Origin of the sequence: Streptomyces sp. NPDC052225, assembly GCF_040679615.1 — a bacterium.
Lineage (GTDB): Bacteria > Actinomycetota > Actinomycetes > Streptomycetales > Streptomycetaceae > Streptomyces.
Window position 1 is genome coordinate 178,764 of the sequence record NZ_JBFAVD010000015.1, and the last position, 13,277, is coordinate 192,040.

Consider the following 13,277-nt stretch of genomic DNA (forward strand, 5'->3'; position numbering starts at 1 on the left):
ACCCGTGAGCGCCAACCGCCCGGCCGCCGTCGTCGTCCTCGCAGCGGGTGAGGGCACCCGTATGAAGTCGGCCACCCCGAAAGTCCTGCACGAGCTCTGCGGACGCTCACTCGTCGGTCATGTGCTGGCCGCCGCGCGGGAGTTGAACCCCGAGGAACTCGTCGTCGTCGTGGGTCACGAGCGCGAGAAGGTCGCCGCGCACGTCGGCGCGATCGACGCCGGGGCCAGGACCGCGGTGCAGGCGGAGCAGAACGGCACGGGGCACGCGGTGCGCATGGGCCTGGAGGGTCTCGACTCCGCGGTCGACGGCACCGTCGTCGTCGTGTGCGGCGACACCCCGCTGCTGACCGGCGCGACGCTCACCGACCTCGCGGCGACCCACACCGCCGACGGCAACGCGGTCACCGTCCTGACCGCCGAGGTCCCCGACGCCACCGGCTACGGCCGCATCGTGCGCGACGCCGCCTCCGGCGCGGTGACCGCGATCGTGGAGCACAAGGACGCGACCGATGCCCAGCGTGCGATCCGCGAGATCAACTCGGGTGTCTTCGCGTTCGACGGCCGGCTGCTCGCCGAGGCCCTGAAGAAGGTGCGTACGGACAACAGCCAGGGCGAGGAGTACCTCACCGACGTCCTCGGCATCCTGCGCGAGGCCGGGCACCGGGTCGGTGCGGCCGTCGCCCGCGACCACCGCGAGATCGCCGGCATCAACAACCGCGTGCAGCTCGCCGAGGCCGGCCGCATCCTCAACGACCGCCTGCTGACCGCCGCGATGCTCGACGGCGTCACGGTGATCGACCCGGCGTCCACGTTCATCGACGTCACGGTCACGTTCGGCCGCGACGCCACGGTCCTGCCCGGCACCCAGCTGCACGGCACGACGCACATCGCGGAAGACGCGGTCGTCGGCCCGAACACGCGCCTGACCGACACCACGGTCGGCGCGGGTGCCCGCGTGGACAACACGGTCGCGTACGAGGCCGAGATCGGCCCGCAGGCGTCCGTCGGCCCCTTCGCGTACCTGCGCCCCGGCACCCGGCTCGGCCTGAAGTCGAAGATCGGCACGTTCGTCGAGGCGAAGAACTCGTCGATCGGCGAGGGCACGAAGGTGCCGCACCTGTCCTACGTCGGTGACGCCACCATCGGCGACTTCACCAACATCGGTGCCGCGAGCGTCTTCGTGAACTACGACGGCAAGGACAAGCACCACACCACGATCGGGTCGCACTGCCGTACCGGTTCGGACAACATGTTTGTGGCGCCTGTCACGGTCGGGGACGGTGCGTACACCGCCGCGGGCTCGGTGATCACGAAGGACGTACCGGCCGGTTCGCTGGCCGTGGCCCGGGGCCAGCAAAGGAATATCGAGGGTTGGGTGGCCCGTAAGCGTCCGGGGAGCGCGGCCGCGAAGGCGGCCGAGGCGGCCACCCGGGAACCGGAAACCGCAGACTGACGCGGTCTGACCGGAAACAGGTGCGTCCGACACGGCGTACCGTGATAGATGCTCACGATTCGCCTGGCTCGCTGCTATAGGGACGCGCGGGCAGCTGCGGCGGACGAACTCGTCTGAGGAGACTAGTGCTGTGACCGGGATCAAGACGCAGGGCGAGAAGAAGATGATGTTCTTCTCTGGCCGCGCCCACCCCGAGCTTGCCGAGGAGATCGCGCACCAGCTCGGTGTCGGGATCGTCCCGACCAAGGCGTTCGACTTCGCCAACGGCGAGATCTACGTCCGCTACCAGGAGTCCGCTCGCGGTGCCGACTGCTTCTTGATCCAGAGCCACACGGCTCCGATCAACAAGTGGATCATGGAGCAGCTCATCATGATCGACGCGCTGAAGCGTGCGTCGGCCCGCTCCATCACTGTCATCGTGCCGTTCTACGGTTACGCGCGGCAGGACAAGAAGCACCGTGGACGTGAACCGATCTCGGCGCGTCTGGTCGCGGACCTGATGAAGACCGCCGGTGCGGATCGCATCCTCACCGTCGATCTGCACACGGACCAGATCCAGGGCTTCTTCGACGGCCCGGTGGACCACCTGTTCGCGCTGCCGATCCTGGCGGACTACGTGGGCGCGAAGGTGGACCGCGAGAAGCTCACGGTCGTCTCTCCGGACGCCGGCCGCGTGCGCGTGGCCGACCGCTGGTGCGACCGTCTGGGCGCTCCGCTGGCGATCGTGCACAAGCGCCGTGACAAGGACGTGGCGAACCAGGTCACCGTCCACGAGGTCGTCGGTGACGTGAAGGGCCGCGTCTGCGTCCTGGTCGACGACATGATCGACACGGGTGGCACGATCTGCGCCGCCGCGGACGCCCTGTTCGCGCACGGCGCCGAGGACGTCATCGTGACGGCGACGCACGGTGTGCTCTCGGGCCCGGCCGCGGACCGCCTGAAGAACTCGAAGGTGAGCGAGTTCGTGTTCACGAACACGCTGCCGACGCCGAACGAGCTGGAGCTCGACAAGATCACGGTCCTGTCGATCGCCCCGACGATCGCCTCCGCGGTGCGCGAGGTCTTCGAGGACGGCTCGGTGACCAGCCTCTTCGAGGGCGAAGCGTAAAGATCCATTTGGGTGCGGCCTCCCCCGCCGGGTAAACTGCCAGAGTTGCTCGGCGAGGGAGGCCGCACTTTTTTGTGTGGCTGTCCGTTATCGACGCGCTCTTCGTAGCAGGCCGTTCTGGCCGGGTGACCAATCCCCTTCACGTTACGAGGAGTTGAAGATCATGTCCGAGGTCAAGCTCGCCGCCGAGACCCGTACCGAGTTCGGCAAGGGCGCCGCCCGCCGCATCCGCCGCGAGAACAAGGTTCCCGGCGTCGTCTACGGTCACGGTGGCGACCCGATCCACGTCACGCTGCCGGGCCACGAGCTCCAGCTCGCCCTGCGCACGCCGAACGTCCTGCTCTCCCTGGACGTCGACGGCAAGACCCAGCTCGCCATCCCGAAGGCCGTCCAGCGCGACGCCATCAAGGGCTTCCTCGAGCACGTCGACCTGCTCCTGGTGAAGCTCGGCGAGAAGGTCACCGTCGAGCTCCCGATCGTCACCGAGGGCGAGCTCGCCGCCGGCGGCAACCTGCTCGAGCACGTGCTGAACACGCTCTCCGTCGAGACCGAGGCCACGCACATCCCCGAGTCGGTCACCGTCTCGATCGCGGGCCTGGACGCCGGTGCGTCCGTCCTCGCCAAGGACATCACGCTGCCCTCCGGCACCACGCTGGCCGTCGACGCCGACGCCGTCGTGCTGCAGGTCCTGGCCGCGCAGGCCGAGGAGGCCCCGGCCGAGGGTGCGGGCGACGAGGCCGCCGCGGAGGCCTGAGCCTTCGGCGACTGAGCCGTTGCGTACGGGGTGGTGGGCCTGGCCCGCCACCCCGTACCGCTGTCTGTCCCGTTATCCCTCCCCACGGACCTGAGGAAGGCGCATGTCCGACGAGAACGCTCCCTGGCTGATCGCCGGGCTCGGCAACCCCGGTCCCGAGTACGCGATGAACCGGCACAACGTCGGCTTCATGGTGGCCGACCTGCTGGCGCGGCGCATGGGCGCCAAGTTCAAGCGGGCCACGAAGGGCCAGGCCCAGGTGGTCGAGGGCCGTATCGGTCCGCCCGGGCCCGCGAACCGCCGGGTGATCCTCGCCAAGCCGATGTCGTTCATGAACGTCTCCGGCGGCCCGGTCACCGCGCTGCGCGACTTCTACAAGGTGCCGGTGTCGCACATCGTGGCCGTCCACGACGAGCTGGACATCGACTACGGCGTCCTGCGCCTGAAGCTCGGCGGCGGCGACAACGGGCACAACGGCCTGAAGTCGATCACCAAGGCGATGGGCCCCGACTACCACCGGGTGCGGTTCGGCATCGGCCGCCCGCCCGGGCGCATGCAGGTCGCGGACTTCGTCCTGAAGGACTTCTCCTCGGGCGAGCGCAAGGAGCTCGACTACTTCGTGGACCGCGCCGCCGACGCCGTCGAGGCGCTGGTGACCGAGGGCCTGGAGCGCGCTCAGTCCTCGTACAACTCCTGACCTGTACGGACATACGCCCGGCCAGGGTTGACCGTGCGCAGGGTCATGGCCAAGGATCCCGGGCATGTCTTCTGCGGTGCCTGTTGCCCGGCTGCTCGCGACGGCCGCGCTCGCCGCGCTGCTGCTGATCGCCGGTGTGTGGGCGTCGTGGGGCGCGGCGCAGCACGTGATGTTCCCGACCGGGCGTGAGCGCGGCACCATGACGGTGTCGCGGTGCACGGACGACGTCTGCACCGGCCCGTTCGCGCCCGCCTCCCCCACCGCCGTCCGGCACCCGAGCGTGACGATCGACCGCTCGATCGGGGAGAAGAAGGGCGCGCGCCTGCCCGTCGTCCTGAAGCCGAGTTCCACCACGGCCGTGCGCGCGGGCACGGCCGGGTTCCTGCATGCCTGGGTGCCGCTGGGCGGCGCGCTGCTGCTCGTCTCGGTGGTGACCGCGGGCGGGATACGCGACCGGCGCCTCGCGTGGATCACGGGAGGCGCCGGCTTCACGGTCCTGACGGCGGCGTTCGCCGCCCTCAGCTTCTAGTTCTTCCTGGGGCGATCAGCCGGTGTTGCGCAGACCGGCCGCCACACCGTTCACGGTGAGCAGCAGGGCGCGGCTGAGCGTCGGGTCCGGCTCCTCGCCGGCGGCGGCCGCGTCGCGCTGGCGCTTGAGCAGGGCGACCTGGAGGTACGAGATCGGGTCGAGGTAGGCGTCCCGGATCGCGAAGGTCTGCTTCAGGACGGGCTGGGCGTCGAGGAGTTCGGAGCCGCCGGTGATCTTGAGGATCTCGGCGACGGTCAGCGCGTGCTCGGTCTCGATGTCGGCGAAGACGTGCTTGAGGTTCTCCGGGACGAGGGTGTCGACGTAGTGCCGGGCGATCCGCAGGTCCGTCTTGGCCAGCGTCATCTCGACGTTCGAGATGAAGTTCTGGAAGAAGTGCCAGCGCTGGTGCATCTCGTCGAGCACGGTGTCCAGGCCCGCCTCGCGCAGCGCCTTGAGGCCGGAGCCGACACCGAACCAGCCGGGCACGATCTGCCGCGACTGCGTCCAGCCGAACACCCACGGGATGGCGCGCAGGCCGTCGAGGGAGACGCCGGAGCCGGGGCGGCGCGAGGGCCGCGAGCCCAGGTGCAGGTCGGCGAGCTGGTCGACGGGCGTCGACGCCAGGAAGTAGTTCGGCAGGTCCGGGTCCTCGACCAGCGAACGGTAGCGGGCGTGCGCGGCGTCGGAGACGACGTCCATGGCGGCGTCCCAGCGCGCGAGGGCCTCGTCGGACTGGCGCGGCGCGGTGTGCAGCGCGGAGGCCTGGAGGGTGGCCGCGACGGTCAGCTCCAGGTTCTCGCGGGCCAGCGACGGCACCAGGTACTTGTCGGAGATGACCTCGCCCTGCTCGGTCACCTTGATCTCGCCCTCCAGGGTTCCCCAGGGCTGGGCGAGGATCGCGTCGTGCGAGGGGCCGCCGCCGCGGCCGACGGTGCCGCCGCGGCCGTGGAAGAGGCGGAGCCGGACCCCGTACCGGTGGGCGACGTCACGCAGGCGGCGCTGCGCACGGTGGATCTCCCACTGACTCGTCGTGATGCCACCGAACTTGGACGAGTCGGAGTAGCCGAGCATGACCTCCTGCACGTCCCCGTTGAGCGCGACGAGGCGCCGGTAGGACGGGTCGGAGAGCATGTCCTCCAGGATCGTGTCGGCGGCCTTGAGCTCGTCCGTCGTCTCCAGGAGCGGCACGATGCCGATCTTCGCCCAGCCGGCGTGCAGGTCGATCAGGCCGGCCTCGCGGGCGAGCACGGCGGCGGCGAACACGTCGTCGGCGCCCTGGCACATCGAGATGATGTACGACTCGATGACCTCGGGCCCGAACACGTCGAGGGCCTTCTTCACCGTGTGGAAGACGCCGAGGGTCTTCTCGCCGTCGGCGTCCAGCGGCGCCGGGGTCGGCGCGAGCGGCCGGCGGGACCTGAGCTCCTTGGCGAGCAGCTTGCCGCGGTAGTCGCGGGGCATGTCCGCGTAGCGCCAGGACTCCTCGCCGAGCCGGTCGAAGAGCTGGCCGAGGGCGTGGTGGTGGGCGTCCGCGTGCTCGCGTACGTCCATCGTGGCGAGCTGCAGGCCGAAGGCGGCGAGCGTACGGATCGTACGGTTCATGCGTCCTTCGGCGAACAGGCCGCCGCGGTGCTCGCGCAGCGAGGTCTGGATCAGCGTCAGGTCGTGCAGGAGTTCGGCGGTGCCGAGGTAGTCGCGGCCGTCCTCGTGCGGGGTGTTGCGCGCGAGGCGCTCCTTGGTGTTCTCCAGCTTCTGCCGGATCGCGGTGGCCTTGAGCCGGTAGGGCTCCTCGGCGTTGAGCCGCTTGTAGCGCGGGCTGATCTCCGGCAGGCGCTCCAGGTCGGCCTGGAGCGAGGTGAGCATCTCCTCGGTGGCGCCGGTGTAGCGGATCGAGTTCGACAGGAAGCCGCGCAGCTCGTCGATCATGTCGAGCGCGTCGTTGATGCCGTGCTCGTGCTGGAGGATCAGGACGTCCCAGGTGACCTGCGGCGTCACGTTCGGGTTGCCGTCGCGGTCGCCGCCGATCCAGGTGCCGAAGGTCAGCGGGCGGGACTCCTCGGGGAGCGTGACGCCGACCCGCTCCAGCTCGGCGGTGAGGTCCTCCAGGACGTCGCCGACGGCGCCGGCGTGCAGCTCGTCCAGGTAGTAGATGGCGTTGCGGGACTCGTCGGTGACCTCGGGACGCACGACGCGCAGCTCGTCGGTCTGCCACACCAGGTCGATGTTCTCGGCGAGGCGGGTGTCGTAACGGCGGCGGTCGGTCTCCAGGACCGGCGTCTCCAGGAGCTCCGCGATCCGGCGCAGCTTGCCGAGGACGGAGCGGCGGGCGGCCTCCGTCGGGTGCGCGGTGAAGACGGGGCGGACGTTCAGGTTCTGGACGGTCTCGCGCAGGTGGTCCGGGTCCGCGTCCTTGAGGCGGTCCGCGGTGCGGGCGAGCAGACCGCCCTCGGCGGCACGCTTGGCGCGCAGCTCGCGGCCGCGGTGCACCTGCTCCGTGACGTTGGCCAGGTGGAAGTACGTGGAGAAGGCGCGGACCAGCTTGGCCGCGGTCTCCAGCTCCGTGCCGCGCAGCAGCTCGGCGGCGGCCTCGCCGTCCTCGCGGGTCAGGCGGCGCACCTTCTCCACGAGTTCCAGCAGCTCAGGGCCTTCCTGGCGGACCAGGGTCTCGCCCAGGAGGTCTCCGAGGCGGCGGATATCGGCGCGCAGTTCGGCACTGGTGCTCGTCGTTGCGGTCTGATCGGCACTGCTCACAGGTGCGGCTCCTTGCAGTGGTGAAGCTCGTACTGGAGGGAAATTCCCGGGATACGGGTACTAGACCCGGGTGGAGATTCAGAGCGGACCGCGCTGTCCGACCGTTCCCCAGGATATGTGCCCGCGTCGGCGGCACGGTTCGGGGTCTCACGCTGCCCGGCTCTGCGCTGCCATACTTACGGGACCGTAGGTTACGGAACCGTAGGAATGCTGTCCGCGGATCTCCGTGGATCTCCTGACCCGTCTCCGCGCCTCTCAACCCTCTCGACCCTCGACCTACAGGGGACTCCCATGGCCATCAGCCCTGACGTGATCGAAGACGCCCCGAAGGACGCGTCCGCGAAACCCGGCTCGTCGTCCGCCGCGCCACCCTCGGCGACGCTGGGCGGCGAGCGGAAAGGTTCCGTGGAGCAGGTCACGCTGCTCCTGTTCATCGCCGTACCGTTCCTGGCCCTGCTCGCTGCGGTGCCGCTGGCCTGGGGCTGGGGGGTGAGCTGGCTCGACATCGGACTGCTCGTCTTCTTCTACTACCTGGGCTGTCACGGCATCACGATCGGCTTCCACCGCTACTTCACGCACGGCTCCTTCAAGGCCAAGCGCCCGCTGCGCATCGCCCTCGCCATCGCCGGGTCGATGGCGGTCGAGGGGCCGCTGGTCCGCTGGGTGGCCGACCACCGCAAGCACCACAAGTTCTCCGACGCCGAGGGCGACCCGCACTCGCCGTGGCGGTACGGGGAGACCGTGCCGGCCCTGATGAAGGGCCTGTGGTGGGCGCACATGGGCTGGATGTTCGACGAGGAGCAGACGCCGCAGGAGAAGTACGCCCCGGACCTGATCAAGGACCCGGCCCTGCGCGCGGTCTCCCGCCAGTTCATCCTCTGGACGGCGCTCTCCCTCGCGCTGCCGCCGCTCATCGGCGGTCTGGTCACGATGTCGTGGTGGGGCGCGTTCACGGCGTTCTTCTGGGGCTCGCTGGTCCGCGTCGCCCTGCTGCACCACGTCACCTGGTCGATCAACTCGATCTGCCACGCCGTCGGCAAGCGCCCCTTCAAGTCCCGTGACCGCAGCGGCAACGTGTGGTGGCTCGCGGTCCTGTCCTGCGGCGAGTCCTGGCACAACCTGCACCACGCGGACCCCACCTCGGCCCGGCACGGTGTGATGCGCGGCCAGGTCGACTCGTCCGCCCGTCTGATCCGCTGGTTCGAGCAGCTCGGCTGGGCCCACGACGTGCGCTGGCCGTCGCAGGACCGGATCGCGTCGCGGCGCAAGGAACAGGCCGCCGACGCCATGTGACGTCGGCACGGCATGATGGGGAGTGTGGCGACCGACTCAAGCACTTCGAGCAATGCGAGCAGTGACAGGCCCGACAAGCCCCGGCGTCCGCGCCGTACGCGGATGACGGGGGCCGAGCGACGTCAGCAGCTCCTCGAGATCGGTCGCACCCTCTTCGCCGCGAAGGGGTTCGAGGGCACCTCGGTGGAGGAGATCGCGGCGAAGGCCGGCGTCTCCAAACCGGTGGTGTACGAGCACTTCGGCGGCAAGGAGGGCCTGTACGCGGTCGTCGTGGACCGCGAGATGCGCCAGCTCCTCGACATGGTGACCAGCTCCCTGACGGCCGGGCACCCCCGCGAGCTGTGCGAACAGGCGGCCTTCGCCCTCCTCGACTACATCGAGGAGTACACGGACGGCTTCCGGATCCTGGTCCGCGACTCCCCCATCCCGCAGTCGACGGGGTCCTTCGCCTCCCTCATCTCCGACATCGCGACGCAGGTCGAGGACATCCTCGGCCGCGAGTTCAAGACCCGCGGCTTCGACCCGAAGCTGGCGCCGATGTACGCGCAGGCGCTGGTCGGCATGGTCGCGCTCACCGGCCAGTGGTGGCTGGACGCCCGCAAGCCGAAGAAGGCGGAGGTCGCCGCGCACCTGGTGAACCTGGCGTGGCACGGCCTGGACGGCCTGGAGCCCAAGCCGCGCCTCATAGGGCACCGGAAGAGCTGACCGGGGCTGGGGCCCGGCGCCCGCGAAATGCGACGCGAAGCGTCTGCATCTCAAGGGCGCGGGGAACTGCGCGACCAGCCACACTCAAGCCGCAGACGACAACGGACCCGGCGAAGCTACGGCGCCACGTCGGCGCCGGGCTCCCTCAGCAGCAGACCCAGCCCGAACGCCACCACCGGCAGGACCCACAGCACCCCGAACACCCCCTCCGGCCCCCGCGCCTGCGCCACCGCCCCGAGCACCGGCGCGAACAACCCCCCGACGCTGACCGCGAGCCCCAGCGTGACCCCCGCCGCCGTACCCGGCCGCCCCGGCAGATAGTCCTGGCCGAGCTTGACCAGCACGGCGAAGGGAATGTTCAGCGCGACCCCGCCGAGCACCGCGAACAGCAGCGGCGCGTACGGCCCGGGCGCCAGGCGCAGCCCCACGAACAACGGCACCGCGAGCACCGCCCCCAGCTGCACCGTCCGCACCGACCCGACCCGGTCGGCGATCCGTCCGCCGAGCAGCGTGCCGGCGACCCCGCCGACCAGGAAGCAGGCGAGCGCGGCCCCGGCCGTCCCGCGCCCGGCGTGCAGATGCCGGATCCAGTACAGCTCGATGAACGTCAGCACCCCGAAGAACGCGACCGACCGCACGACTTCCACGCCCGTCAGCGCCAGGAACGGCCCCCACCGGTCGCGCCCCGTGCGCACCGCCCCCGCTCCGCCCGGCCGAGCGGAGCGTCCCCGCAGCAGGAGCAGGCCCACGATCAGCGCGGGCGGGACGAACAACACCGTTGCGCCGACACCGAGTTGGATCAGGGCGGGCGTCGCGAGCACCGGCGCGAGGAAGAAGCCGACGCTGCCGCCCGCCGCGAAGACGCTCATCGCGGCGGCGCTCTCCCCGGCCGCCTCGCGCGCCGCCTTCCCGGCCGCCGGATGGAACAGGGCCACGCCGAGCCCGGACAGCAGGATCAGCGTCCACACGGCGGCGTAGGAGTCGACGAGCCCGGACAGGCCGAGCCCGAGCCCGGCGACGAGGACGCCGATCCCGGCGAGCCGCGGCATCTCCCACCGGTCGACGGCGAGCCCGACGAAGGGCTGCGGCACCGCCGAGCCGAGGGCGGCGGCGAGGGTCAGGCCCGAGGCGGCGACGTAGCTGTAGCCGCGGTCGAGGACGAAGTACGGGACGCAGGCGGGCACGAGGCCCTGGTAGAGGTCGTCGACGGCATGGGCGACGCCCCACAGCCGCATGCGCCGCCAGATCCCGGGCGCGGCAGGAACCGCGGGGAGGGAAGGGGCGGAAGGGGGTGCTGTCTCGGTCATGGACCCAGCGTCACGGTGGCCGCGTACGGCGGACTAGCAATATCCTGCCGACCTATGTCGATGCCCCGCCACGGCCACTCCGGCACGTCCCGGGTACCGCTCGCCCACCGCGAGCGGATCGACTGGCACACCCACGACGACCACCAGCTCCTCTTCCCGCACCGGGGAGTGCTGCACGTGCGCACCGCGCACGGCGACTGGATGGTGCCGCCGCACCGGGCGGTGTGGCTGCCCGCGCGGGTGCCGCACGCGCACGAGGCGATCGGTACGACGGAGCTGCGGGCGGTCACCTTCGCCCCGGCCCGCAATCCGCTGCGCCTCGACCGTCCCGCGGTGCTCGTGGTGACGCCGCTGCTGCGCGAGGTCGTCGCCGCGCTCACCGGCGACGAGGAGCAGGCGGCGGGGCCGCGCCGCAATCTGGAGGCGGTCGCCCTGGACCAGCTGCGGCGCGTGGAGGCGCTGCGCGTTCACCTGCCGACCCCGGACGACCCGCGCCTCGCGGACATCGCCCGCATCCTGCACGCCGACCCGGGCGACCCGCGCACCCTGGCCGAACTCGGCGCGGCGATCGGGGCGTCGGAGCGGACGCTGAGCCGGCTGTTCCGTACGCGTACGGGCATGACGTTCCCGCAGTGGCGTACGCAGCTGCGCCTGCACCACGCCCTGACCGGCCTGGCCACGGGCCGTTCGGTGACCCGGGTCGCGGCAGAGTGCGGCTACAGCTCCCCGAGCGCGTTCATCCACGCGTTCAGCGCCGCGTTCGGGACGACACCGGGCGCCTACGTGTCGGCCGACGCTTCGAGGAACTCGAGGCGGTTGCCGACGGGGTCGGTGGAGTAGAAGCGCCGGTGGCCGGGCAGCGCGTCGTCCCAGTGGACTTCCGCGCCGAGGGCGGCGAGCCGTCGCGCGTACGCCTCGATGCCGCGCACCCGCAGCCCGGGATGGGCCTTGCGGGCGGCGTGGAACGCGGCCTCGACACCCAGGTGCAACCGGACGGATCCGGACTCGAACCAGCAGCCGCCGCGCGCGGCGAGCACGGCCGGCTTCGGCGTCTCCGTCATGCCGAGGACATCGACGTAGAAGGTGCGCAGCAGGTCCTCGCTGCCGGCGGGCGCCGCGAGCTGGACATGGTCGAGCGACTCGATCACGCCGGCTTCGCCGCCACCACGAAGATCCGGCGGAACGGCAGCACCGTGCCGTGTTCCGTCGCCGGATAAGCGGCCCTCAGCAGGTCGCGGTACTCGGCGACGAACGCGTCCCGCGCGGCCGGGTCGTCGGCGAGGGCCGTGAGGACGGGGCGCAGGCCGGTGCCCTTCACCCAGTCCAGGACCGGGTCCTCGCCCTGGAGGAGATGCGTGTACGTGGTCTCCCAGGCGTCCACCTCGCAGCCCAGGTCCGCGAGCCGCGCCAGGTAGGCGGCGGGCGTGAGCACCGCGTCGCCGTGCCGCAGGACGCCGCCGAGCCGCTCCTTCCACCGCGCGGACGCGGCGAGCTCCCGCATCAGTACGTGGCTGGGGGCGTCGAAGTTCCCGGGCACCTGGAACGCGAACGTGCCGCCGGGCGCGACCGCGTCGACCCAGGCGGGGAACGCGTCGACATGGCCCGGCACCCACTGGAGCGTCGCGTTCGACACGAGCAGGTCGTACGTCTCCGTGGGCGTCCAGTGCGCCGCGTCCGCGTACGCGAAGTCGAGCCGGTCGCTCGCGTGGGCCCGCGCCTTCTCCAGCATCTCGGGCGAGTTGTCGTACCCGGTGATGCGGGCGGCGGGCCAGCGCTCGGCGAGCAGCGTCGTCACGTTGCCGGGGCCGCAGCCCAGGTCGGCGATGCGGGCGTTCTCGCGGGGCAGGTCGGGGACGCGGGCGAGCAGGTCGACGAAGGGGCGGGCGCGGTGGCCGGCGTGCCGGAGGTACTGCTGCGGGTCCCAGGCGGGTGAGGTCGTCGTCATGCCCTCCAGGGTCCCCACCCTAGTCTCTCGATGTCAAGAAGCTCGACATCAAGAGACTTCACGTCGACACACCCCCTACACTGATCGTCATGGAGGACGAGGTCGACCGTCTGGTCGCAGCGTGGCGCCGGGAGCGCCCCGACCTCGACGTGGAGCCCCTCGAGGTGCTCAGTCGGGTCAGCAGACTCGCGCGCCATCTCGACCGGGCCCGCCGCCTCGCGTTCTCCGAGCACCAGTTGGAGCCGTGGGAGTTCGACGTCCTGACGTCGCTGCGGCGTGCGGGTGCGCCGTATCAGCTCTCCCCGGGTCAGTTGCTCACCCAGACGCTGGTCACATCCGGCACGATGACCAACCGGATCGACCGCCTCACGAAGAAGGGCCTGGTCGAGCGGCTGCCGGACCCCAGCGACCGGCGCGGTGTCCTCGTCCGCCTGACCGAGGTGGGCCGGGACCGTGCGGATCAGGCCCTGGCGGGTCTGCTTGAGCAGGAGCGCGCGATCCTGGCGGAGCTCTCGCGAGGGCAGCGGGGTGAACTGGCGGGCCTGCTGCGGCAGTTGACGGCGCCGTTCGACAACATTCCGGGTTAGCGCCGCGGGGGTCGCTGCTGATCGCCGGGTGCGGCTTTCGTCGTGGCTGGTCGCGCAGTTCCCCGCGCCCCTGAAATGCAGACGCTTCGCGTCGCATTTCCCCGATAAAGGCTGAGCGGCGAAGCCGCTCGCCTTTAGGGGCGCGGGG

At 71.0% G+C, this 13,277-nt stretch carries 13 protein-coding genes; 9 read left to right on the top strand and 4 right to left on the bottom strand.

Annotated elements, in window-relative coordinates; genetic code table 11:
- Nucleotides 1-4 precede the first annotated feature (4 nt).
- The 5 genes from glmU to AB0L37_RS22750 all read left to right on the top strand — a co-directional run bounded on the left by glmU (nucleotide 5) and on the right by AB0L37_RS22750 (nucleotide 4,541).
- On the top strand, nucleotides 5-1,453 hold the full coding sequence (gene glmU / locus AB0L37_RS22730; protein ID WP_365508246.1) for a bifunctional UDP-N-acetylglucosamine diphosphorylase/glucosamine-1-phosphate N-acetyltransferase GlmU: 1,449 nt from the start codon (nucleotides 5-7) through the stop codon (nucleotides 1,451-1,453).
- Between the two features lie 130 nt (nucleotides 1,454-1,583).
- Entirely contained in the window at nucleotides 1,584-2,561 is a 978-nt protein-coding gene (locus AB0L37_RS22735) for a ribose-phosphate diphosphokinase (protein ID WP_365508249.1), read from the top strand.
- 163 nt (nucleotides 2,562-2,724) lie between these two features.
- Nucleotides 2,725-3,315 carry a 50S ribosomal protein L25/general stress protein Ctc gene (locus AB0L37_RS22740; protein ID WP_365508252.1) on the top strand — a complete coding sequence of 197 codons (591 nt, stop codon included), beginning with the start codon at nucleotides 2,725-2,727 and terminating at the stop codon, nucleotides 3,313-3,315.
- 103 nt (nucleotides 3,316-3,418) lie between these two features.
- The gene (gene pth / locus AB0L37_RS22745; RefSeq protein ID WP_365508254.1) at nucleotides 3,419-4,012 is read left to right on the top strand and encodes an aminoacyl-tRNA hydrolase; all 594 of its coding nucleotides are present in this window, start codon (nucleotides 3,419-3,421) and stop codon (nucleotides 4,010-4,012) included.
- 64 nt (nucleotides 4,013-4,076) lie between these two features.
- Entirely contained in the window at nucleotides 4,077-4,541 is a 465-nt protein-coding gene (locus AB0L37_RS22750) for a hypothetical protein (protein ID WP_365508257.1), read from the top strand.
- Nucleotides 4,542-4,556: 15 nt separating this feature from the next.
- Here the strand turns inward: AB0L37_RS22750 and ppc are convergent, their stop codons facing one another.
- Nucleotides 4,557-7,292 carry a phosphoenolpyruvate carboxylase gene (ppc, locus tag AB0L37_RS22755; protein WP_365508260.1) on the bottom strand — a complete coding sequence of 912 codons (2,736 nt, stop codon included), beginning with the start codon at nucleotides 7,290-7,292 and terminating at the stop codon, nucleotides 4,557-4,559.
- Nucleotides 7,293-7,583: 291 nt separating this feature from the next.
- Here ppc and AB0L37_RS22760 point away from each other — a divergent pair, with 291 nt between their 5' ends.
- On the top strand, nucleotides 7,584-8,585 hold the full coding sequence (locus AB0L37_RS22760) for a fatty acid desaturase (protein ID WP_365508263.1): 1,002 nt from the start codon (nucleotides 7,584-7,586) through the stop codon (nucleotides 8,583-8,585).
- 12 nt (nucleotides 8,586-8,597) lie between these two features.
- On the top strand, nucleotides 8,598-9,290 hold the full coding sequence (locus tag AB0L37_RS22765; protein ID WP_365508265.1) for a TetR/AcrR family transcriptional regulator: 693 nt from the start codon (nucleotides 8,598-8,600) through the stop codon (nucleotides 9,288-9,290).
- A gap of 116 nt (nucleotides 9,291-9,406) precedes the next feature.
- On the opposite strand, the gene AB0L37_RS22770 is transcribed toward AB0L37_RS22765, so the two are convergent.
- Entirely contained in the window at nucleotides 9,407-10,597 is a 1,191-nt protein-coding gene (locus AB0L37_RS22770) for an MFS transporter (RefSeq protein WP_365508267.1), read from the bottom strand.
- 54 nt (nucleotides 10,598-10,651) lie between these two features.
- Here AB0L37_RS22770 and AB0L37_RS22775 point away from each other — a divergent pair, with 54 nt between their 5' ends.
- Nucleotides 10,652-11,437 carry a helix-turn-helix transcriptional regulator gene (locus tag AB0L37_RS22775; protein WP_365508270.1) on the top strand — a complete coding sequence of 262 codons (786 nt, stop codon included), beginning with the start codon at nucleotides 10,652-10,654 and terminating at the stop codon, nucleotides 11,435-11,437.
- On the opposite strand, the gene AB0L37_RS22780 is transcribed toward AB0L37_RS22775, so the two are convergent.
- Nucleotides 11,377-11,745 carry a VOC family protein gene (locus AB0L37_RS22780; protein ID WP_365508273.1) on the bottom strand — a complete coding sequence of 123 codons (369 nt, stop codon included), beginning with the start codon at nucleotides 11,743-11,745 and terminating at the stop codon, nucleotides 11,377-11,379. The two genes, AB0L37_RS22775 and AB0L37_RS22780, sit on opposite strands and share 61 nt — an antisense overlap.
- On the bottom strand, nucleotides 11,742-12,542 hold the full coding sequence (locus AB0L37_RS22785) for a trans-aconitate 2-methyltransferase (protein ID WP_365508276.1): 801 nt from the start codon (nucleotides 12,540-12,542) through the stop codon (nucleotides 11,742-11,744). Before AB0L37_RS22785 ends, AB0L37_RS22780 begins: the two co-directional genes overlap by 4 nt.
- Before the next feature lie 89 nt (nucleotides 12,543-12,631).
- Here AB0L37_RS22785 and AB0L37_RS22790 point away from each other — a divergent pair, with 89 nt between their 5' ends.
- The gene (locus AB0L37_RS22790; protein ID WP_365508278.1) at nucleotides 12,632-13,129 is read left to right on the top strand and encodes a MarR family transcriptional regulator; all 498 of its coding nucleotides are present in this window, start codon (nucleotides 12,632-12,634) and stop codon (nucleotides 13,127-13,129) included.
- Nucleotides 13,130-13,277 lie beyond the last annotated feature (148 nt).

Coding starts and splice junctions, on each gene's coding strand:
- AB0L37_RS22765 (WP_365508265.1), top strand. CDS start 8,598: ATGATGGGGAGTGTGGCGACCGACTCAAGCACTTCGAGCAATGCGAGC.
- pth (WP_365508254.1), top strand. CDS start 3,419: ATGTCCGACGAGAACGCTCCCTGGCTGATCGCCGGGCTCGGCAACCCC.
- AB0L37_RS22760 (WP_365508263.1), top strand. CDS start 7,584: ATGGCCATCAGCCCTGACGTGATCGAAGACGCCCCGAAGGACGCGTCC.
- AB0L37_RS22740 (WP_365508252.1), top strand. CDS start 2,725: ATGTCCGAGGTCAAGCTCGCCGCCGAGACCCGTACCGAGTTCGGCAAG.
- AB0L37_RS22790 (WP_365508278.1), top strand. CDS start 12,632: ATGGAGGACGAGGTCGACCGTCTGGTCGCAGCGTGGCGCCGGGAGCGC.
- AB0L37_RS22770 (WP_365508267.1), bottom strand. CDS start 10,597: ATGACCGAGACAGCACCCCCTTCCGCCCCTTCCCTCCCCGCGGTTCCT.
- AB0L37_RS22785 (WP_365508276.1), bottom strand. CDS start 12,542: ATGACGACGACCTCACCCGCCTGGGACCCGCAGCAGTACCTCCGGCAC.
- AB0L37_RS22750 (WP_365508257.1), top strand. CDS start 4,077: ATGTCTTCTGCGGTGCCTGTTGCCCGGCTGCTCGCGACGGCCGCGCTC.
- AB0L37_RS22775 (WP_365508270.1), top strand. CDS start 10,652: ATGTCGATGCCCCGCCACGGCCACTCCGGCACGTCCCGGGTACCGCTC.